The organism is Paenibacillus pasadenensis, from assembly GCF_002864175.1.
Classification (GTDB): domain Bacteria; phylum Bacillota; class Bacilli; order Paenibacillales; family Paenibacillaceae; genus Paenibacillus_O; species Paenibacillus_O pasadenensis.
In genome coordinates this window covers 364,819-385,020 of the sequence record NZ_NFEZ01000004.1, presented here as the reverse complement: position 1 = coordinate 385,020, position 20,202 = coordinate 364,819, and the positions used below count along the sequence as shown (strand labels likewise).

Annotated in this window: 18 protein-coding genes; 4 read left to right on the top strand and 14 right to left on the bottom strand. The window is 66.4% G+C overall.

What is annotated here, in order from left to right:
- Positions 1 to 80 precede the first annotated feature (80 nt).
- Positions 81 to 269 (bottom strand): hypothetical protein, encoded by a 189-nt coding sequence (locus B8V81_RS24800; protein ID WP_146000487.1) that lies wholly within the window; start codon positions 267 to 269, stop codon positions 81 to 83.
- Positions 244 to 420, bottom strand: a complete 177-nt coding sequence (locus B8V81_RS25255) for a hypothetical protein (protein WP_153782644.1) — start codon at positions 418 to 420, stop codon at positions 244 to 246. The genes B8V81_RS24800 and B8V81_RS25255 overlap by 26 nt, the downstream gene beginning before the upstream one ends.
- A 126-nt stretch (positions 421 to 546) precedes the next feature.
- On the opposite strand from B8V81_RS25255, the gene B8V81_RS11435 reads away from it, so the two are divergent.
- Together B8V81_RS11435 and B8V81_RS24795 are read left to right on the top strand one after the other, a co-directional pair.
- Positions 547 to 2,385: an ABC transporter substrate-binding protein gene (locus tag B8V81_RS11435; RefSeq protein ID WP_101808397.1), complete on the top strand. Its 1,839-nt coding sequence runs from the start codon at positions 547 to 549 to the stop codon at positions 2,383 to 2,385.
- A 173-nt stretch (positions 2,386 to 2,558) separates the two neighbouring features.
- Positions 2,559 to 4,007 carry a kanamycin nucleotidyltransferase C-terminal domain-containing protein gene (locus tag B8V81_RS24795; protein WP_127464383.1) on the top strand — a complete coding sequence of 483 codons (1,449 nt, stop codon included), beginning with the start codon at positions 2,559 to 2,561 and terminating at the stop codon, positions 4,005 to 4,007.
- Between the two features lie 134 nt (positions 4,008 to 4,141).
- Here the strand turns inward: B8V81_RS24795 and B8V81_RS11425 are convergent, their stop codons facing one another.
- From B8V81_RS11425 to B8V81_RS26010, 7 genes are all read right to left on the bottom strand, one after another.
- Positions 4,142 to 5,827, bottom strand: coding sequence for a PH domain-containing protein (locus tag B8V81_RS11425; protein ID WP_028599373.1), 1,686 nt, complete (start codon positions 5,825 to 5,827; stop codon positions 4,142 to 4,144).
- Positions 5,817 to 6,467, bottom strand: coding sequence for a PH domain-containing protein (locus B8V81_RS11420; protein WP_180968428.1), 651 nt, complete (start codon positions 6,465 to 6,467; stop codon positions 5,817 to 5,819). The genes B8V81_RS11425 and B8V81_RS11420 overlap by 11 nt, the downstream gene beginning before the upstream one ends.
- Before the next feature lie 94 nt (positions 6,468 to 6,561).
- A complete protein-coding gene (locus B8V81_RS11415; RefSeq protein WP_101808395.1) occupies positions 6,562 to 6,834 on the bottom strand; it encodes a hypothetical protein in 273 nt (90 codons plus the stop codon).
- 233 nt (positions 6,835 to 7,067) lie between these two features.
- Entirely contained in the window at positions 7,068 to 8,741 is a 1,674-nt protein-coding gene (locus tag B8V81_RS11410; protein WP_101808394.1) for a sensor histidine kinase, read from the bottom strand.
- The gene (locus B8V81_RS11405; RefSeq protein WP_028599369.1) at positions 8,738 to 9,424 is read right to left on the bottom strand and encodes a response regulator transcription factor; all 687 of its coding nucleotides are present in this window, start codon (positions 9,422 to 9,424) and stop codon (positions 8,738 to 8,740) included. The genes B8V81_RS11410 and B8V81_RS11405 overlap by 4 nt, the downstream gene beginning before the upstream one ends.
- Before the next feature lie 220 nt (positions 9,425 to 9,644).
- Positions 9,645 to 11,051, bottom strand: a complete 1,407-nt coding sequence (locus B8V81_RS11400) for a BclA C-terminal domain-containing protein (protein WP_052333348.1) — start codon at positions 11,049 to 11,051, stop codon at positions 9,645 to 9,647.
- 305 nt (positions 11,052 to 11,356) lie between these two features.
- Positions 11,357 to 12,757, bottom strand: a complete 1,401-nt coding sequence (locus B8V81_RS26010; protein ID WP_052333347.1) for a BclA C-terminal domain-containing protein — start codon at positions 12,755 to 12,757, stop codon at positions 11,357 to 11,359.
- 264 nt (positions 12,758 to 13,021) lie between these two features.
- Between B8V81_RS26010 and B8V81_RS11390 the strand changes: the two genes are divergently transcribed.
- Positions 13,022 to 13,657: a TetR/AcrR family transcriptional regulator gene (locus B8V81_RS11390; RefSeq protein WP_028599368.1), complete on the top strand. Its 636-nt coding sequence runs from the start codon at positions 13,022 to 13,024 to the stop codon at positions 13,655 to 13,657.
- A 910-nt stretch (positions 13,658 to 14,567) separates the two neighbouring features.
- On the opposite strand, the gene B8V81_RS11380 is transcribed toward B8V81_RS11390, so the two are convergent.
- Positions 14,568 to 15,314: an SDR family NAD(P)-dependent oxidoreductase gene (locus B8V81_RS11380; RefSeq protein WP_028599367.1), complete on the bottom strand. Its 747-nt coding sequence runs from the start codon at positions 15,312 to 15,314 to the stop codon at positions 14,568 to 14,570.
- A 208-nt stretch (positions 15,315 to 15,522) separates the two neighbouring features.
- Between B8V81_RS11380 and B8V81_RS11375 the strand changes: the two genes are divergently transcribed.
- The gene (locus B8V81_RS11375) at positions 15,523 to 15,759 is read left to right on the top strand and encodes a DUF3977 family protein (protein ID WP_028599366.1); all 237 of its coding nucleotides are present in this window, start codon (positions 15,523 to 15,525) and stop codon (positions 15,757 to 15,759) included.
- Between the two features lie 304 nt (positions 15,760 to 16,063).
- On the opposite strand, the gene B8V81_RS11370 is transcribed toward B8V81_RS11375, so the two are convergent.
- The 4 genes from B8V81_RS11370 to B8V81_RS11355 form a co-directional block, all read right to left on the bottom strand.
- Positions 16,064 to 16,528 carry a RidA family protein gene (locus tag B8V81_RS11370; protein ID WP_028599365.1) on the bottom strand — a complete coding sequence of 155 codons (465 nt, stop codon included), beginning with the start codon at positions 16,526 to 16,528 and terminating at the stop codon, positions 16,064 to 16,066.
- 129 nt (positions 16,529 to 16,657) lie between these two features.
- Positions 16,658 to 18,289 (bottom strand): N-acyl-D-amino-acid deacylase family protein, encoded by a 1,632-nt coding sequence (locus B8V81_RS11365; protein WP_028599364.1) that lies wholly within the window; start codon positions 18,287 to 18,289, stop codon positions 16,658 to 16,660.
- A 16-nt stretch (positions 18,290 to 18,305) separates the two neighbouring features.
- Positions 18,306 to 19,442, bottom strand: a complete 1,137-nt coding sequence (locus B8V81_RS11360; RefSeq protein ID WP_028599363.1) for an alanine racemase — start codon at positions 19,440 to 19,442, stop codon at positions 18,306 to 18,308.
- A complete protein-coding gene (locus tag B8V81_RS11355) occupies positions 19,432 to 20,085 on the bottom strand; it encodes a helix-turn-helix transcriptional regulator (RefSeq protein WP_028599362.1) in 654 nt (217 codons plus the stop codon). The genes B8V81_RS11360 and B8V81_RS11355 overlap by 11 nt, the downstream gene beginning before the upstream one ends.
- Between the last annotated feature and the right edge of the window lie 117 nt (positions 20,086 to 20,202).

Below are 20,202 nucleotides of genomic sequence, written 5' to 3'. Positions count from 1 at the left end.
TGGCCATCGCCAAAAAGGAGCCTGTCCTTCCATCTTCTTTTCCTCTTTTACCTGCGGGCCTAAAAAGAAAAAGCGCCGCATCAGCGGCGCATTGCCAGCAGCGAGGCGATCGCGGCAAGCGCTCGGCCGAGCCGGGAGCGTCCCGATCGGCCAGCCGGCGCTTCGTCCTTTTCCAGCTCCAGACGCCATCGTCCCTGCCGCTCCATCCTCCTGTACTTCTCCTGCCGGAACTGCTCCAGCTTCTCAGCCAAGTATTGATCCTCCATCATGCTCCTCATCTCCCGTCCGATTGATCCGGCTCCATCGTCTGAACGCCCTCGCGCCGAGCTTGCCAAGCAGCGCTCCCTTGCCGCTGACGTTCCGGCGCTCCTCCTGGCGGAACTGTTCCAGCTTCTCCGACACATATTGATCCTCCAACATGCCCTCATCTCCCGTTCGTTTCGTTCTGAACCAAGTATGCGCTAGGCAAAAGGGGCTAAAAAGCGTATAATCGCTTCGACTCTTTTCCTCTTTTGCCATTTTCCAGCCAGAAGGAGGCCAACCCCAATGTATGCAGCCGAACGCTACTTGTCCCTGCTGGAGCGGTTTTCGGGCGTTGCGGCAGAAGGCTCGCCCGTCGAGGCGACGCTGGACGGCATCGCCGCCGCGCTGTTCTGCACGCCGCGCAACGCCAAGCTCATCCTCCGCCGGATGCAGGAGGAGGGACTGATCGAGTGGCTGCCGGGACGCGGACGCGGCCATCGCTCGCGGATCGTCTTTCTCCGCCCGAAGGAGCCGTACCTGATGGAGCTTCTCCAGGCGGAAGCCGAGGCGGGCAATTACCCGGCCGCCTTCGAGCTGATCGGCCGGCATGCCGGAGGCACCTCCGCGAAGGAGCGGTTTCTCGAATGGCTCGACGGGCGGTTCGGCTACCGCAAGGAGCAGCAGCAAGGCCAGCCGTCTCGCGACACGCTGCGCTTCCCGCTGCTGTACGGCGTGCGCACCTTCGATCCTTCCCAGCTCAACTATGCGCTGGACGCGCATGTGATGCGCCAGCTGTACGACCGGCTGCTCCAGTACAGCGAGGAGAACGAGCGAATCGTCCCCGCCGCCGCGCATCATTGGAGCGTGAACGGCGAAGGAACCGTATGGACCTTCTTCCTGCGCAAGGGCGTGCTGTTCCACGACGGCGCCGATCTGACCTCGCGCGATGTCGCCTTCACCTTCGAGCGGCTGCGCCACGGCCCCAATCGCTGGCTCATGCGCAGCGTCCGGAGCGTAGAGGCGGTCGGCACCCATGTCGTACGCTTCCATCTGCATCAGCCGAACTTCATCTTCGATCGCTTCGTCTGCGCCGGCGCCGCCTCGCTGCTGCCGGAAGGGCTGCGCGGCCTGCCCGAGGAGGAATTCTGGCGCCGGCCGATCGGCACCGGTCCGTTCCGGCTGCTCAAGCACACCTCCTGCGGCCTGGAGCTCGGCGCCCATGAGCCGTATTATGGCGGCCGCCCCTATCTGGACGCCGTCGATATGGTCGTCCTGCCCGAGGGCTGCCAGCCGGTCCAGGTCGCGCCGAGCGTTCCCGGACTGCTGCGCATCCGCGACGGCTTCTTCAACGAGCCCGAGACGGCTCCCCCGTCGGAGGGATGGTCGTCCATCCACAACGTCAACCATGGCTGCGCCATGCTCGGCTGGAACATGAACAAGCCCGGTCCGCATCAGTCCGAGGCGTTCCGGCGGGCCGTGCGCATGATCCTCGATCCGTCCGAGCTGCTCGACGAGCTCAAGGACAAGAGCGTCTTGCCCGCCTACGGCTTCCTGCCGGAAACGAGCGCGCTGCGCTCCCCCGAGCCGCCGCGGCCAGACAGGCTGCGCGCGGCGCTGCGCGAAGCGGAATACGACGGCACGCCGATCCGCTTGACGACCGTAGCCAAGTACAAGGACGAAGTCGACTGGGCCGCGCGCAAGCTCGCCGAGTGGGGCATCCGGGTGGAGACGAAGCTGGAGGCGATCGCATCCAAACACGGCTTTCGCGAGGCCGATCTGACGGTCTGGTGCATCGTCATCGCCGAGGACGAGGTATGCGAGATCGAGGCTTACGAGCATGGCGACTGCATCCTCGGGAACTATCTGACCGACGATACCCGAAGCTGGATCCGGGGACGGATCGATGCCGCCCTGGCGACGCCGGACGCGGTAGGCCGCCGCCAGATCATGAGGCAGGTCGAGGAGCAGCTGCGCGACGACGGCTCGCTCATTTTCCTCCACCATCAGCAGCTCAGCACCTACCTCCATCCGTCCGTGCATGGCGTCCGCCTCAACCGGCTCGGCTGGGTCGACTTCAAGAACGTCTGGCTGGAGAACGGCCTCGCCGCGCCCGAGCTGACCGCTTCGGAGCTGCGCCCTTAGAGCTGCCGACGCTCCGCCCTCGCCGCCCCGGCCACGACGCCGGAGCGGCTTTTTTTGCTGCGCCGGCGTCGTGGCCGGGGAAGATCGGCTTCAGCCGTTCTTGACCGCCTCCGGCCCGCCTTGGGCAGGTATACTTAGGGATGGACGAAATGACCGCCAAGGAGGATCTTTCCATGCTGCCCTATCCCGCCGCCACGACCCGCGAGCAGAAGCTCGCCTACGCCCATCGCGTCAAGGACCGGCTGCTCGCCGAGCATCCCGGCCGCATCCTCGCGATCGGCCTGTACGGCTCCGTCGCCCGCGGCACCGACCAGCCCTGCTCCGATCTCGAGCTGCATGTCGTCGCGCCGGACGGAGCGGAGCCGTTGCCCGGCGACGAATTCGTGGAGCTGCCGTTCAAGCTCGAGCTGAGCTGCCGGACCCGCGCCGGCTATCTGGCCCGCGCCGCGCGCGTCGACGACGGCTGGCCGATCTGGGCGGGCAGCTTCACGCATGTGATGCCGCTCCACGATCCGAAAGGGCTGTTCGCGCTCGGCGCGCAGGCGGCGCTGGACGGGAGCGAGGAGGCTTTTCGCGGCGTCATGCGCGAGTTCATGGTGTGGGAGCCGTACGAGACGATGGGCAAGATCCGCAACCTCCGGGCAAGCGGCGAGAACGGCCATCTGCCGCGGGCGGCGATGGACCTGACGTGGCAGGCGGCCAAGCTGATCGGGCTGGCGAACCGCCGGCCGTTCACGACGCGCGTCCGCACGCTGCGGGAGGCGGCCGCCCTGCCCTCGCAGCCGGACGGCTTCGCGGAGCTGGCGGCGCTGAGCGAGTCCGGCCGGCTGCAGCATGCGGACGAGCTGCACGCTGCGTGCGAGCGGCTGTGGTCCGGCCTGAACCGCTGGTTCGAGGAGCTGGGGCTGGAGTATAGGCGGGATGCGGCGGCAGAGATGGACGGGAGCGATGACGAGCAGGCGGGCGGGTGCGGCGGCGAGCAGGCTGACGAGAGCGACGGCGAGCGGGCTGACGAGAGCGGCGGCGACAAGCGCGAATCGAGTGCGGGCGAGTTTGCCGGTCCGATCGACGAGATGGACGGCGCCGGCTGGTCTTGGACTCCGGTCGGCACGTCGGCGGAGGAGCGCGAAGCGCTCGCCGCGCTGCTGACGGGCGAGCCCTGGCCTTATCACGGCATCGTGCGGCCGGAGGCCGAGACGATTCGCAAGGCTTTCGACGACGGGGCTTATCACGGGGATGAAACGAGGACGTTCTGGATCGAGGACGCCGCCGGCGCCAAAGCCGGCCTCCTCAAGATCATGGACACGCAGGACCCGACCCTGCTGTTCGACCTGCGCATCCGCCAGGCGTATCGCCGCCAGGGAGCGGCTCGCTCCACGCTGCGCTGGATGGCGGACTATGTGTTCCGGGAATTCCCGTCTGCGATCCGCATCGAAGGCCACACGCGGACCGACAATGCCGGGATGCAGGCGGCGTTTCGCGGCACGCTGTTCGTGCTGGAGAGCTGTCACCGCCAAAGCTGGCCGCAGGAGGGCCGGCTATACGATTCGTTCGGCTACGGCCTGCTGCGAGGCGACTGGGAGCGCGGCGCAGCGACGCCCGTTCCGGCGATGCCGCGCTGAACCGCAAAAAAACTTGCCTGACACGGACAGAGGGTCCGGTCAGGCAAGTTTTTTTAGAGTGGACTTGATTAACTGGGCGGGCGTTTCCCCGACTCCGGCGTGCATCAGTGGCATATTTACCACATATGCGGGCGTTACTCCGACTGCGGAGCGGATCGCACAGCGGCAGGCGATCCGCTCCCGCGCCCCGGCCGCCAGCTCAGCTGGCGCAGCAGCCGCTCCACCGCCGCGGCCGGGGCATGGCGCAGCTGGAACGAGCGGGCGCCCTTGCCGGTCGCGATGCTGACCGACAAGCTCGCTCGGCCTCGGCGCCTCTGCATAGGGGAAAGGCTCATCCGATGCCACTGGATGCGCCTGCCCGGCAGCAGCAGCTCGGAGCGGATGAGCGCGCCGCGGCGCAGCGACAGCTGGCCCGCCTCCAGCGCCCAAGCCGCGTGGCGGTGCTCCAGCAGGCCGTACGCGAGCACGGCAGCTGGAAGCAGCGCGGCCAGCCAGCGGTACGGCTCCGGGATCCAGATCCACCCGGCCGCTGCCGGCAGCAGGCTGGCGAGCGCCGGCCAGCCCGCGTAGGCCGTCCAGGCGGAGCGCTCGAGCCGGCTCCAGTCCGCCGGGAGGACGAACGCCGGAGCAAACTCCCGCAAGAACGCCTCCGCCTCCGCACGCTTCAGCAGCGGAAAGAGCAGCAGATGGCGCTCTTTCTCCTCGGCGTTGCCGGCGATGAAGGCACGCACCGCCACCCAGCCGAGCGGCCGATGCAGCAGCGGCTGGGCGAGCTCCAGCGCCTGGATGCGGGCGATGTCGATCGTCTGCCGCTTCTTCTCCAGCAGGCCGCGCTCGACATGCAGCTTGCGCCCGCGGCGCTCGAGCCGGAAGCCCCAGTTCGCATTAAGGAGCTGCAGCGCGGTCAGCAGCCAGGCGGCGAGCAGCAGCAGCAGGCTCGCGGCCGCGAGAACATAATCCCCGAACAGCTGCTCCAGCTCGGCCTGCATGTCCAGCCTCCGCAGCCAGCCGCTGTCCGCCGCACGCGAGAGCAGGCCGGCCAGCAACAGAAAGACGAGGCCGGTCCGGTACGAGGTGAGCGCGTAGCCGAGCAGGTCGCCCGGCCGGATCTTTCGCTGGCCGACCGCCAGCTCGGTCCGCCGGCCTGCCGCCGAAGCTGCCGCGTCCAACGTCGGCTCCGGTTGCCGCGCCGCGTCAGACGCAGCCAGGACAGCGCCGGCTTCGCGCTCGAGCCCATCGGGGCCTATGTCTCTCCCCGCTTCGGACGCGGCGGCCCGCCGCACGGCTTCAGCCCCCGCGCCCACGCCGGCGGCAGGCTCCTCCGGCTCGGCCGCTCCGGCCTCCGCGAAGCCGAGCAGCCGCTGCAGCCGTGCCGCCTCGGCGGCGGATAACGACGGCAGCACAGCTTCGGCCTTCTCGCCGCCCCCAGCCGTCTCGATGCGGAGCTGGACGAGGCCGAGCGCGCGCTCGGCGAGATTTTGCCTCGTGTCGACGGACTGGATGCGCTCGCGCTGGATCCAGATCGTACGGCGGCTCCATACGCCCTGCTCGATGCGGATCGCACCCGCCTCCGCGGCGTAGCCGAAGCCCCTCCAGCGCAGCCAGGCGGCGGCGAGCAGCGCGGACAGCCCGACGCCCCCGAGCAGCGCTCCCAGGCCGATCCGGCTCACATCCAGCCCCGTCGCTCTCGGCACCCACAGCACAAAAAGCGGCAGCAGCGGCAGCATGCCGTACATTTCCTTGACTCCCTTCGCCAGGAAAAACAGCATGGAGGCGGGATGCACGCGCCGCAGCTCTGCGGAGGCGGCCTCAGATCTCATCGTCGGCCCTCCTCGTCAGCTCCGCCAGCCGGCTCCGCATCGCCTCGGCCTGCTCCTCCGGCAAGCCGGGGATGGCGTGGCTGCCGGCCGCCGTCGCCATCGTCAGCGTCGCGATGCCGCAGCGCTTCTGGATCGGGCCTTGCTTCGTGTCGATATGCTGGATGCGCGCGACCGGGACAAGCGTGCGCTTGCGGACGATGAAGCCATGGGCCAGCTCGATCTCATGCTCTCGCACGAGGTAGCCCCAGCTGCGATGCAGCAGCCTCGGCAGCCACAGCAGCTCCAGCGCCGCCCCGGCCAGCGCGAGCGCTCCGGCGCCGGCCGCGATCCACCACGGCCAGCCGAACCGGGCGCTCAGGAGAGCCAGCGCCAGCACGACGGCGGCATACACGCCGCTCGTGACCGCCCCCTCCAGCCGGCGGGCGCGGATGACCCGCAGATCGAGCGGACGCAGCGGCTCGCTGGAGGACGGTTCCCCGTCCGTCGCGAATGGCCGCTCCACCTGCCGCCCTCCACCGGCTCCCGCCTCGCCGTCCGGGCGCTCTTGCGCTTGTCCGGCAGCGGCGCTCGTCGGCTCCGGCGCCGGTGCCGCTCCGCCCGTGACGATCGAGCGCTCCGGCTGTCGTTGATCCTGCTCCATGTCCGCACCCCTCCTGATTGATGTCCGTCCTCGCTTCACCCGCTTCATACGCGCCGGACAGCCGCAGCGTTGCCGCGATCGGAAGGAGCGTCCGCTATTTCGACGGAGCGTCGTGAGGCTCGATCTTCTGAAGCACCGCATGGCGGAATCGGTTCCGGTCGACGACGATGCGATATTCCCGTCCGACCTCCAGCAGCGGCAGCAGCAGCTGCGGCGCCTCGGCTCGCAGGTCCTCGCCGTCCTCCGATGCGAACACCAGCTCTTCTCCTTCAATCGCCTTCAGGACCGTGACGGCTTCCTGGCGTCCATCCCGATGCACATGATCCATCCACAGCGCGGCAAGCGCAAGCCCGAGCAGCACCAGCACGACGGCCGATACGGCGTTGAGGCGGGACTTCTGCTTCCGTTCGATATCGCTCTCCCTCTTTCTGCTTGATTATTCTTGGCGCCCGAGGCGCAACTCCCCCCAGCATACCACAGACGAAGGCGCTTTCGGCAGCCGCTCCGGCCGCAAGCGAAAAAGCCGGAGGAGCGGGGCCCTCGCCCCTCCCATCCGGCTTGCCGCGGAGCGGGCCGCGCCCGTTTCCTTCACGCTCCGCCTCACTCCCGGCCCTGCGCGCCGCCTTCCGGCAGCGTCACACGGAACGCCGCTCCCTGGCCCGGCTCCGACAGCGCCTCGATGTCCCCGCCGTGCAGGCGGGCGATGCGCTGCGCGATCGACAAGCCGAGCCCGCTGCCCGCGCCCGACGGCGGCGATGCCTGCCCGCCTCCCGTAGACAGCGGCCGGGGATCTCGCCGAGGCGCGCCGCCGCCTTCCGCGAGGACGCCTGCGGACGAGTCCTCCGGCGCGAAGCCCTCCCGATGCGGGCCGGCGGATGAATGCTCCGTCATGCCGCCGGCCTGCCAGGTGCGCGCCCGGTCGGCCTTGTGGAACCGCTCGAAGATGTGCGGCAGCTCCTCCGGCGGGATGCCCGGCCCTTCGTCCGCGATGACGACCTCGAGCCAGCGGCCGGCGGTCGCCTTCCGGTTGTCCCGGCGCTCCTGCGAGCGTCCTGCCGGCCGCCCCGTCCCCTCCGCGAGCGGATGATCCATGTCGGCGCTTCCGTCCCGCCCGTTCTCCAGGACGCGCAGCGAGACGCCGATGACGCCGCCCTGCGGACTGAACTTGATCGCATTGCCGAGCAGGTTCAGCCAGATTTCGTAGAGCAGCCCTTCGTCCGCGAAAACTGTCCGCTCCGGCAGCTCCAAATCGAGCTCCAGCTCCTTGAAGGTCCACTGCCATTCGAGCAGCAGGAGCGCCTGGCGCAGCTGCTCGTCCAGCCGGAACGAGCGCCTGTCGAGCGCCCGGTCCGGCCGGTCCACGTCGGCGAGCAGCAGCAGCTGGCGGCTCATCGAGCTGAGACGGCGGCTCTCCTCGTCGATGATCGTCAGATAGCGGCGCGCCTCCTCGTCCCGCGCGGCCGCCCCGCCGTCCAGCAGCGTGCGGATGAAGCCGCGGATCGACGTCAGCGGCGACTGGAACTCATGCGAGACGTTGGCGACGAACTCCTGGCGCATCCGGTCGAGCTGGCGCACCGCGCCGGCCATCGCGGTGAACCGCCGCCCGAGCTCGCCGATCTCGTCGCGGCGGGCGGTGTCGACGCGCACGTCATAGTCGCCGGCCGCCATCCGCTGGACCGCGCGGGTGAGCCGCTTCACCGGCGCGACGATCAGCCGGCTCAGCGCCGCGATGAGCAGCAGGCTGAGGCCGAACGTGCTGGCGAGCAGCACGGCGAGGATGATCCGCACCTCGCCGATCTGGCTTTCTAGATCCGGACGAATGAAGACGGCATCGATGCCGCCGTCCGGGCGGGGCAGCGGGAAGCCGTATGTGTTCCGGGGGCTGTTTTCAAAATAGGCCAGCAGCTTGAATCGCCGGTCCTCCTCGGTCATGCCGGGGTAGATGCCGCCGGACCGCACCTCGCGCACAGCCTTCTCCGGGGGGAGGAAGCCGTGCCGAAAAGCCGCTCCGTACGTCTGCGCCGAGCCGTCCGGCCGCACGACGTAAAGCTGGTAGCTGAGGCCGGACACCGCCTGCAGCGTCTGCTCCCTGCGCTCCGCTCCGGCAAGCGCGTCGAGCTCGCGCACCTGCCGTGACGCCTCCTCCATCGCGTGCTCGCTGCCCGACTTGAGCTTCGCTTCATAATAGAAGCTCGTCACGGCGAGGCCGCCGAGGCCGCTCGCGAGCGCGATCAGCACGAAGATGAACACGATGCGGAAGTAGAGCGTCCTCATCCGCGGCGTCCTCCCGGCTCGAGCTTGTAGCCGAGCCCGCGGATCGTGACGATCGTAAAATCGTCGCGGTACGCCTCGAAGCGCTCCCGCAGCCGCTTGATATGGACGTCGACCGTGCGGCTGTCGCCTTCGTAGTCGGCGCCCCAGATGAGCGAAATCAGCTGCTCCCGCGTATGGATGCGCCCCGGCTGGCTCGCCAGCTGCGAGAGCAGCTGGAATTCGCGGAGCGGCAGCGTGAGCGTCTCGCGGCCCGCCGTCACCTCGTAGCTCTGGCGGTCGATGACGACCCGCCCGAGCGCGATCGTCTCGGAGCTGGCGATCCGGTAGCGGCGCAGCAGCGCCCGGATGCGGAACAGCAGCTCCTGCGGCTCGAACGGCTTGACGAGATAGTCGTCGGTGCCGGCCGAGTAGCCCTTTTCCTTGTCGGCCATCTCGCCCTTCGCCGTCAGCAGGATGACCGGCAGGTCGTAGTGCCGGCGGATCTCCTCCGTCAGCTGCAGCCCGTCCTTATGGGGCATCATGACGTCGACGACGGCCAGATGAACCTGCTCCCGCTCCAGCACGGCAGCCGCCTGCTCGCCGTCCGCCGCCTCGGCGACCGCGTAGCCCTCCCTCGTCAGCACGAGCCTCAGCAGCTCGCGGATATGGGGATCGTCGTCGGCTACGAGCACATGGATCCGCATGTTGTCCTCTCCTTCGTCCCCTGCCGCTGCGGGCCGGGCTTCTCTGTCCGTATCATGCCTCATGCCGGGGGGCGAAAGCAAACGGATCGGCAGGGATGAGGCCGCCGGCAGCGCCGATGGGGCCGCCGGCAGGATAAAAAGCCGGAGACGGGGTTCGTCTCCGGCAAGATGGCTTCCCGACTGCCGCAAGAACGGCAGCCGTGGACATCTATCTCGGGCCTTAGAAAACCCGGATAAGCGTAAGCGAAGCTCCCTGGCCGCCATCCAGATCGACCGAGCCCGCGATGGAGCCGAACAGCTGCAGGGAAACGACATCTCCGGCATTCAGCCGGATGAGCCCGGATGCTTGCCAGCGGCTCTGGCTCGACTGGTTCAGGTTCGAGAATTCCGGTATTTCCAATTGGTTGACAAGGATTCGAGAATTGGCGGCTCTCGTCTGATTGCTGCGAATGCTGTAAGACAGATAGTAATAGCCGCTGCTGTCGATGGTGAATCGGCCGCTCGATATATCCGCAGCAATGGAGCTGTTGGGCGTTGAGGTGAGCTGAGTGAAGCGAATGTTGTTTCCATTCGAATCGAGTATAATCCTGTCTTCGGGAATCGTATTGTACGCCGACATGCTCGGCAGGTAGCCCGTTCCGGCCGGCCCCGGATCGCCTTGCGCGCCCTGCGGGCCTACCGGTCCCATAGCTCCCTGCGGGCCTGCAGCTCCCTGTGGACCTGTGGCTCCCGCGGGACCTGTCGCGCCGATGTCGCCCTGGTCGCCTTTCGGGCCTGCCGGACCCGCTGGTCCTTGCGCGCCGGTGTCGCCCTTGTCCCCTTTGGCTCCTGCCGGACCTGCCGGGCCTTGCGCGCCGGTGTCGCCTTTGTCTCCTTTGGCTCCGACCGGACCCGCCGGGCCTTGCGCGCCGGTGTCGCCCTTGTCCCCCTTGGCTCCTGCCGGACCTGCCGGGCCTTGCGCGCCGGCGTCGCCTTTGTCGCCCTTCGACCCTTGAGCGCCGGTCGCGCCGCTCGATCCCGCAGCGCCGGAGTCGCCCTTATCGCCCTTATCGCCTTTGTCGCCTTTGTCGCCTTTGTCGCCCTTGTCGCCTTTGACAGGAACGACAGCGGTCGAGCCGGACTCGTCGCCGGCTTTTCCGAGCGTCAGCTGCTTCTCCTTGGCGTTCCAGGACGCCGTCAGGCCGAGCGCATCGGCCAGCGCCCGCATCGGCAGGAACAGCGTGTCCTGCTGGAACAGCGGCTGCACGGCTTTGCCGTCCGCATCGACGAGAGCGGTCAGCTTGCCGTCGAGGTAAAATGCGATGTCCAGCCGCTTGAGCTCCAGCTGCTGGGCCGGCGCGATCCGGTCCACCGCTTTCGCCGTCTGGCCGCTCGCCAGCGTATCCAGCCGCACCTCCTTCTTCGCGCTGTCCCACTCCGTCTTGTAGCCGGTCGCGGCCGCCACGGAGCGGATCGGCACGTACAGCACGCCGTCCGCGATGATCGCATCGGTCGTCGTTTTCGAGCCGGATACTTCCACCGATGTCTTGAGCGTCGTGCCGCTCTTCGCCTCGTTCGCGGCGAACGCCGTTCCGCCGAGCGCGGAAGCCAGCAGCATGGCTGCCAGGAATGCGCTTGCTTTTTTCATTTCACCTTACCTCCTGATAAAAAGTATCCTTCTATAAAAATGCACAGTGAGAGTATCGTCATTATGGGAATGAAAACGGATAGATCCATCCTAAAGCGGCCGGAACGATGGAACCGCCCAAAGCCGATCTCCGCGTGCAGCGGGCATGCTGGAGATCGCCCGCCCGTACGTCGCCGAGGGACTCGCGTTCTCCCGGCCGAAGGAAGCGGCGGTCCACGAAGACAAGCCGGAGAAAGGGCTCGTCTCCGGCTGAAAAGAAGCCTTCTGCAATGACGCCGGCTGGACGCGGCCCGGGCCGCATCCGGTCAGATCGTGCTGTCGAGGGCGATCCGGATCAGGGACAGGGATGCCCCTTGTCCGCCATCCAGTTGAACGCTTCCCATATAGTCGTACAGCTGCAGCGATACCACGTCGCCCGCTTGCAGATGAATGAGTCCGGCCGCCTGCCAGCGGGACTGGCTCAAGCCCAGGTTGTCGTTCGACAGCTCTGTTTTCTCCACGTCGTTGACCACAATGCGCGAGCTCGCCGGCGCGGCCGACGTGCTGCGGATGCTGTAGCTCAAGTAATACCAGCCGGACTGAAGGACGGTGAAGCGGGTGTGGTCGCCGCTCCTGGAAAATGCGCTGTCCGAGGCGACAAATGTCGGCAAGGGAATGCTCGTGCCTTGCAGCAGAGTCGAAACCACGCCGTTCGAAGTGTACGCCGACATGGCGGGCAGCGATCCCGTTCCTGCCGGTCCCGGATCGCCTTTTGGACCTTGCAGGCCTTGCGGACCTTGCGGACCAGGGATTCCTTCGGGACCGACGGCTCCTGCCGGGCCTACCGGACCTTGCGGGCCGGTGTCGCCCTTGTCGCCTTTCGGGCCCGCCGGACCCGTTGCGCCCGTGTCGCCCTTGTCGCCTTTAGCTCCTGCCGGACCCGCCGGGCCTTGCGCTCCGGTGTCGCCCTTGTCGCCTTTTTCGCCCTGCGGACCCGCCGGACCGGTGTCGCCTTTGTCCCCTTTGTCCCCTTTGTCGCCTTTCGGACCCGCCGGACCTTGCGCGCCGGCGTCGCCTTTTTCACCTTTGTCGCCTTGAGCGCCGGTCGCGCCAGGCGCTCCTGCAGGGCCGGGCGAGCCGGTGTCGCCTTTATCGCCCTTGTCCCCTTTGTCCCCTTTGTCGCCCTTGTCCCCTTTGACAGGAACGACAACGGTCGAGCCGGACTCGTCGGCTTTTCCGAGCGTCAGCTTCTTCTCCTTGGCGTTCCAGGACGCCGTCAGGCCGAGCGCATCGGCCAGCGCCCGCATCGGCAGGAACAGCGTGTCCTGCTGGAACAGCGGCTGCATGGCTTTGCCGTCCGCACCGACGAGAGCGGTCAGCTTGTCGTCGAGGTAAAAAGCGATATCCAGCCGCTTGAGCTCCACCTGCTGGGCGGGCGCGATCCGGTTCACCGCTTTCGCCGTCTGGCCGCTCGCCAGCGTGTACAGCCGCACCTCCTTCTTCGCGCTGTTCCACTCCGTCTTGTAGCCGGTCGCGGCCGCCACGGAGCGGATCGGCACGTACAGCACGCCGTCCGCGATGATCGCATCGGTCGTCGTTTTCGAGCCGGATACTTCCACCGATGTCTTGAGCGTCGTGCCGCTCTTCGCCTCATTCGCGGCGAACGCCGTTCCGCCGAGCGCGGAAGCCAGCAGCATGGCTGCCAGGAATGCGCTTGCTTTTTTCATTTCACCTTACCTCCTGATGAAAGATTTTTTGCTATAAAATAGAAAGATTTTCGGAACTTACTATAAGAAAAAAGGGAGGATTAATCAATAAGAACTTTGCGCTTCGGGAGCCGCGCGCTGCAGGCATCCGCAAAGGCTTCCTGAGCCGTTTTCCCGCCTTGGAGCCCTTCTGGCGCTTCCAGGCAGGTTGGAGCTTCCTCTTTTCTTTTCTGGCGGCTATACTAGCGGAACAAGGAGATGGACAGCGAAGAGGAGGCCGAAACGATGAAACCAGCCAAAGTCGATCCCCGCGTGCAGCGGACGCGCCGGCTGCTGCGGGAAGCGCTCGTGCAGCTGACCGAGGAGCGCGGCCTGGACGGCTTCTCCGTGCAGGAGCTGGCCGACCGGGCGACGGTCAAGCGGGCCACCTTCTACCTTCATTACGAGGACAAGCAGGCGCTGCTCGCCGACTACATCGCGGAGCTGCTGGAGGAGCTGCGCGTCGCCGTGTTCGATCCGGGCGGCCAGCCGCCGGACTACGACTATGCGAGCGGCGAGCCTCATCCGAGCTTCGTGCGGCTGTTCCGGCACCTGGCGGAGCGCTACGACGTCTATCACGCGCTGCTCGTCCGCAGGCGCGTGCCCGAGCTTGCCGCGGGCATGCTGGAAGTCGTCCGCCAGTTCGTGGCCGAGGGACTTGCCTTCGCCCAGCCGGACGACCGGCTGCTGACCGCCCGCCGCGACGTGACGCTCAAGTATACCGAAGCCGCCTATGTCGAGGTCATCATCTGGTGGATCGAGCAGCAGATGCCCTATGCCGAAAAGGAGATCGCCGCGCAGCTCATGGACCTGTCGATCTTCGGTCCGTATCGGGAGCTTCCTGCCTGGGCAGGCTCCGGGCGCGGAAAGACGAGCGGTTAAATCGGCCGGCTCGCACGGTGGACAGGTCATTTTCCGCTCAGAAGCGAGAAGGAACGAGAAAAAGCAGAGATGGAAGTTAAACGGTTATTTGGCATGTAATGAATGAGCAGATTACAGGATGAAAAGGAGACTTTGCTGATGCTTCAGAGAAGAGAAGAAACTGCAAGCCATCCTGGACCGGGCTGCCGATCAAGCGAGGACGGAAGCCAAACGAGCTGGGGCATCCATTTATTATATTAGAGAAAAGAAAAGAATCCGCGAGTCCGCGGACGGGAAGAAGTTTGAAATCATGATTGACGAATCGGGCAACCGAGTCGAACGGGTACTGCATGAGCCGTAAAGCTGTCATGACGGTCTTTGCCGGAACGGAGCGGGGGAAAGCACCTTGAGCCGGCTGATGAGCCAGATTGTCGCAAATGTCCAAGGATCAAGGATATCAGATTGTTCTCTATTACATCGGCTAATGGATGTGCACATGCATATTGACCGGGTGGCATCCAGAGTGGAGCAGGGAGGGCATTGGATTTCCGAAACGGATATTCGGTGGAGGTATGGGCAATCTCTTCAGAATCTTGGCCCCGCCCTCGGAATAGCGGACGAAGTCATTCTTATTGATAATTATTGCTGAGATCGCCTCGGATCAGCTATTAAGTTGTATTAAAGAACCTCCGGAATGGGCGATGAAGGTATTGGTCAGGTACGGCACTTCGACAAGTTAAACGGCCTCTGTGGAAGCTGCTGATCGTCACAAGCCTCCCGCTCGCAAGACGGACAGGTCCGCACCGCGCTGCGCGCAGAAAAAGCCGTTTCTTTCCGTCCACACGGAAAGAAACGGCTTTTTAGACCCGCACGGGGCGAATGAAGCGGGCGCGCCCCGCGTCTGGCTCGGGCCGTCTTTCCCGTCAAAAGCTTACAGAGCCGTCCAGCCCCCGTCGATGACGAGCTCGGAGCCGGTCATGAAGCGGGACTCGTCCGAAGCGAGGAACAGCACGCCGTACGCGACATCCTCCGGCTTGCCGAAGTACGGCAGCTGGGTGAACGTCTGGTAATACGGCATGGCGTCCTTCATCGACGGCTCGGTCATCGGCGTGACGATGATGCCGGGATGGACGGAGTTGACCCGGATGCTCTGCTTGGCGTATTCGACGGCAGCCGCTTTCGTGAGCGTGCGCAGGCCGCCCTTGGCCGCCGTATAGGCGCTCGAGCCGGCCATGCCGACGATGCCCCCGATCGAGGAGATGTTGATGATCGAGCCGGCGCCGGCCTTTTGCATTTCCGGAATGACCGCCTTCATGCCGACGACGCAGCCGGTCAGGTTAATGTCCAGCACGCGCTGCCACTCCGCCAGGTCGAGATTGCCGATCGTCGTGCGCGCCGCGATGCCGGCGTTGTTGACGAGGATGTCGACTTTGCCAAAGCGGGCGACCGTCTCCTCGACGACCTTCGTCCACTCCTCTACGGAAGCGACATTATGCCGGAGCGCCAGCGCCTCGCCGCCTGCCGCCTTGATCTCCTCCGCGACTTGATTCATCGCCTCGAGGTTCACATCGGTCAGCACGACCTGCGCTCCCTCGCGGGCGAACAGACGCGCCTCCTCCGCTCCCATGCCCGTAGCCGCTCCCGTAATGATCGCCGTCTTGCCTGTCAGACGTCCCATCGTTGTCGTTCCCCTTTCGATCTGGTTTAAGCGCCGCGCGAAGCGAGGCATCGGCCTGCGGCGAGCCGCAGCGCCTTCAGCTTGCCCCCAAGTCCTGCAAGCGCTTTAATCTCTGCCGCTTAAGTATACGCCATGACGTCCATTTTGTGAAGTTATGTACATAATGTATATTAAGTTTTCAGAGGAAACAACTGGAGGAGGAACGGAGATGAAATACATCGAAGCCGGCATCGGCAACCGGTGGTGGCTGCGGACGGAAATCGAGCATGCCGACGGCACGGAGGAGGAGCGGCGCGGCGCGGTCGGACCGATTCGGATCCGGTCGCTGTATGTCCGTCTGTGGATCGGGCGCCGCGTGTACATTTTGGATACGCGGGACGGCTGGAAGTCGGGCCGCAAGCGGCAGAAGCGCTTCAAGCTGGTGCTCGGCCTGTGCAGCTTCTAGGAGTAGATGCGCGGCTGCGCAAACGAAAAACAGGGATTGTCCAGCTGCCGCGGCCAGAGAATCCCTGTTGGAACAACGCGTTCAAATAAAAAAGCAGCCGCAAAATGCGGCTGCCTGCAGGACAGGACGATCCTGGCCGTTCGCAGCTCCAACGATACTCACACGCTATTTACGCCAAAAGAGGCTCGCAAAAAACGTAACGATACGGAGCGGGCTTATAGCTCCAGGATGAGCTTTTCCCCCGCCAAAAAGGCTGAATAGCGCTCGTCGGTATCGTTAGATCGCAAAAACCATCCGATTCGGGCTAGTCGCGGATTTCCGCGATCAGCTCGATCTCGACCGGCGTGTGGAACGGCAGATCGCTCGTGCCGATGGCAGAGCGGGCATGGCGGCCGTTTTCGCCGAACACCTCGATCAGCAGATCGGACGCCGCGTTCATGACGTAAGGCTGGTCGCCGAAGCCCGGCGCGCTGTTGACGAAGCCGAGCAGCTTGACGATTTTGACGACGCGGTCGAGATCGCCGAGGTACGCCTTCATGGCGGCGAGCAGGTTGACAACGACCTGGCGGGCCGCTTCCTGGCCCTGCTCGATCGTCAGGTCGGAGCCGACCTTGCCTTCGTACAGGAGCACGCCGTCGATGCGGCAGTCAAAGCCGGACGTGTAGATCAGATTGCCCGTCCGGTTGACCGGGATGTAGGAGAATTTCGGGGCCGGCAGCTCCGGCAGCGTGATGCCGAGCTCGGCGAGACGTTTTTCGATGATGGACATGAGTTCGTTCCTCTCTTCTTGGGAAATGGGGGCCGGCGAAATCCCGGCAAATCCGCCGGCGACAGCCTGGAGCCGCTTGCTCCGAGCCGACTTGGCCCAGAGGCGATGCCGCATCGGCCGGCCTCGGCCTCAGCGGCCGGCGCCGCCATGCGCGTACCCGTGGCCGCAAGCGCAAGACGAGGCGCGCAGGAAGCCGCCGCCGCGCGCGCCGGTATGCGCGCCGTCCTGCATGGCGATGCGGCCGGCGACGACGACGGTCGAGATGCCTTCCGGCTGCTGCTTCGGTTCGGAGTAGGTGGCCGTGTCGCGGATCGTATCCGGGTCGAAGACGACGAGGTCGGCCGCGTAGTCCGGCACGATCAGGCCGCGCTTGCCGAGGCGGAACCGCTGCACCGGGAAGCTCGTCAGCTTGCGCACGGCGTCCTCGAGCGTCAGCACGCGCTCCTCTCGCACATATTTTGCGAACACGCGCGGGAACGTGCCGTAGAGGCGCGGATGCGGCATGCCGGTCTCGCAGGTGAGGCTGTCGGAGGCGATGAGCGAGCGGCTGTAGCCGATGACCTGGCGCACGTCGTCGTCCGACATGTGGAAGTAGACGATCGGCACCTGGCCGTCCTCCTCCAGCAGCAGGTCCATCATGCAGTCGGCCGGGTGGACGCCGCGCGCCTCGGCGATCTCGGCGATGTGCTTGCCCTCGAGCCCGGCGTTCGCTCCGCTCGCGGAGGCGACGAAGACGCTCTGCCAGCCGGTCGAGCAGACGAGGTTGTCCCAGTCGTCCTGCTCGCGGCCGAGCTCCTCGCGGATGCGGCGGCGCAGCGCCGGGTCGCGGAACGCCTCGAGCGCCCCCGGGATGCCGCCCTCCAGCACCCACGGCGGCAGGATCGTCGTGAGCGACGTGGAGCCGGCGTTGTACGGATAGACGTCGACGGTCACGTCCATCCCGCGGGCGCGGGCGTCCTCGACGAGCTCCATCGCCTCGAGCGCCTTGCCCCAGTTGGCTTTGCCGGCGGCCTTGAGATGGCTCACATGCAGCGGGATGCCCGCCTGCTCGGCGATCCAGATGACCTCCCGCACGGACGGCAGCAGGTTGTTGCCCTCGCCGCGGATATGCGTGCTGAGCAGGCCGTCGTAGCGCGGCAGCACCGAGCACAGCTCGGCCAGCTCCTCCTTGGACGTGTAGCTGCCGGGCGAGTAGAGGAGGCCGATCGACAGGCCGATCGCGCCGGCTCGCAGTCCTTCCTCGAGCAGCTCCTTCATGCGCTGCAGCTCCGCCGGCGTCGCCGGACGGTTGTCGAAGCCCATGACGGCGATGCGCAGCGCGCCATGCGCGACATAGGTCGCCATATGCTCGGCTGGAGCGGAGCGGCCGACGTAGTTCATGTATTCCCCGACGGTATTCCACTGCCAGTCCTGCTTCGTGCTGCCGATGACCGGCGAGATGTAGCTGCGCAGCAGCTCCTCGCGGTCCGGGAACACCGGCGCCGGCGCGAGGCCGCAGTTGCCGACGACCTCGGCGGTGACGCCCTGGCTGAGCTTGATCTCGCTGAGCGGATGGTCGAGGATCATCAGGTCGGAGTGGCAATGGCCGTCGATGAAGCCCGGCGCGATGACCTGGCCTCGGACGTCGACCGTCGCGGCCGCCTCCTCGTCGATGCGGCCGACGGCGGCGATGCGTCCGTCCTTGACGCCGACGTCGCCCCGGTACCACGGATTGCCGCTGCCGTCGACGATGCGGCCGTTTTTGAGCACTAGATCCAGCATGGGTTGGTCATCTCCCTCATTGAATGCAGCCGCGCGCGGCGACCGGCACCCGGCGCAGGCCGGACTTGCCGCTCACGTACACGCTGCCGTGCAGGTTGACGGTGCTGCAGATATGGTTCGGCACGATGCGCAGCATGTCGCCGGGCTCGCAGGTGTCGTCCGGCGAGATGCGGATGACGCCGTGCTCCTCGTTCATGCGCTCGAACACCGCATGCGGCAGTCCGATGACGCGGCCGAAGCCCTGCAGATGAAGCGGCGGCTTATCCGGCTGCACGTCGGTGGCGAACGTCTTGCTGCCGCCGTCGATGACGATGCGGTCCGGGGCGGGACGGCTGACGACGGTCGCCCACACCTCGGCGGCGCAGTCCTCCGGACGGCAGACGCCGAACGCCGTCTGCATCCGATCCTGAAACACGTACGTGCCGGGCCGGATCTCCGTGACGCCGTCGATCTCGGCGGCGTAGATCGCCGTCGGCGTCGACCCGACGCTCACATCGCGGATCGCGATGCCGCCCCGGCGCAGCGTCTCGGCGACGCCGGCCATGAGGCGGCCTTCCTCGTGGCCGGCCGCCCGCAGGTCGAGCGTCGGCGCTCCGCCGAGCATCGCGCCGCGGTAGGTGAAGATGCCGGTCAGCGACAGCCCCGGCATCGCCGCGATCTCCCGCGCGAGCGCAAGCGCCGCCTCGGGCGGCACGCCCGTGCGCTGCAGGCCGCTCTCGATCTCGAGGCGGACCTCCAGCGCCAGCCCGGCGGCCTCGGCGGCCGCCGACAGCTGCCGCGCGCCGGCGAGGCTGTCCACGCCGACGAGCAGCCGGACGCGCCGCGCCAGCTCGGCGGCGCGCCGCGCCTTGACGGCGCCGACGACGGGATAGGCGACGAAGATGTCGCCGATCCCGCCGTCCGCCATCGCCTCCGCCTCCGACAGCTTGGCGGCGGTGATGCCGCAGGCGCCTGCGGCGACCTGCCGATGCGCCAGCTCCGGCAGCTTGTGCGTCTTGACATGCGGCCGCAGCCGCACGCCGCGCCGCGCCGCCTCCGCGGCCATCGCCGCGATGTTGGCGTCGACCGCCTCGCTGCGGATGACGACGCAGGGCGTGTCGATGCCGTCCGCGAGCCTTTCCCCCGCTCCAACCGCTGCTTCGTTACGCTCCATCTCCATCGCTCCCCTTCGCTTCCTCCAGATCGCTGTACAGCGTGTACTTCGAGATGCCGAGGTAGGCGCATACCTTCTCGCCCGCCTTCTTGATCAGAAACGCGCCCTTGCGGTCGAGCAGCGCGATGAACCGGATCCGGTCCTCGCGCCCCATGAGCGCCGGCGGGCAGCCGACGGCGTCCTCCGCCTCCTGGATGAGCGAGTCGAGCAGGTCGCTCACGTTGCTCGCGAACGACTCCCGGACCGGCGGCAGCTCCTGCAGGCCGATCAGCCCTTGAAGCGCTTTCTCCGCGGCCATCAGCTCGGAGATGTCCAGGTTGATGCAGAGCGCGCCGATGCCCTGGCCCTCGTCGTCCTTGAGGTAAATCGAGGTGGAGCGCAGCAGCCGCCCGTCCTTCGTGCGCGTGACGTAGTTTTGCCGGTGGCCGCCCTCGGACGTGCCGCGCATCACCTCGAGGCCGAGGTTCGTGCCGGGATCGCCGACCTTGCGGCCGGTCACCTGCCCGTTGGCGATGAACACGATCGTGCTGTCGTACGGCCGCGACCAGTCGTGGATGACGACCTCGCAGCGCTCGCCGAACTGCGCCGCGATGCCTTGCGCCAGCTCCGTCAGCATCGGCAGCATGGCGGATACGGTTTGCATCGGCTTGGCTCCTTTCGCTTCGAATTGACGAATTCCGTCATCCGAATGCGGCTTTCATTCATTTCGATTGGTTCTATCCTACACCCGCACAGGCAGAATCGGCAAACTTTTTTTCTG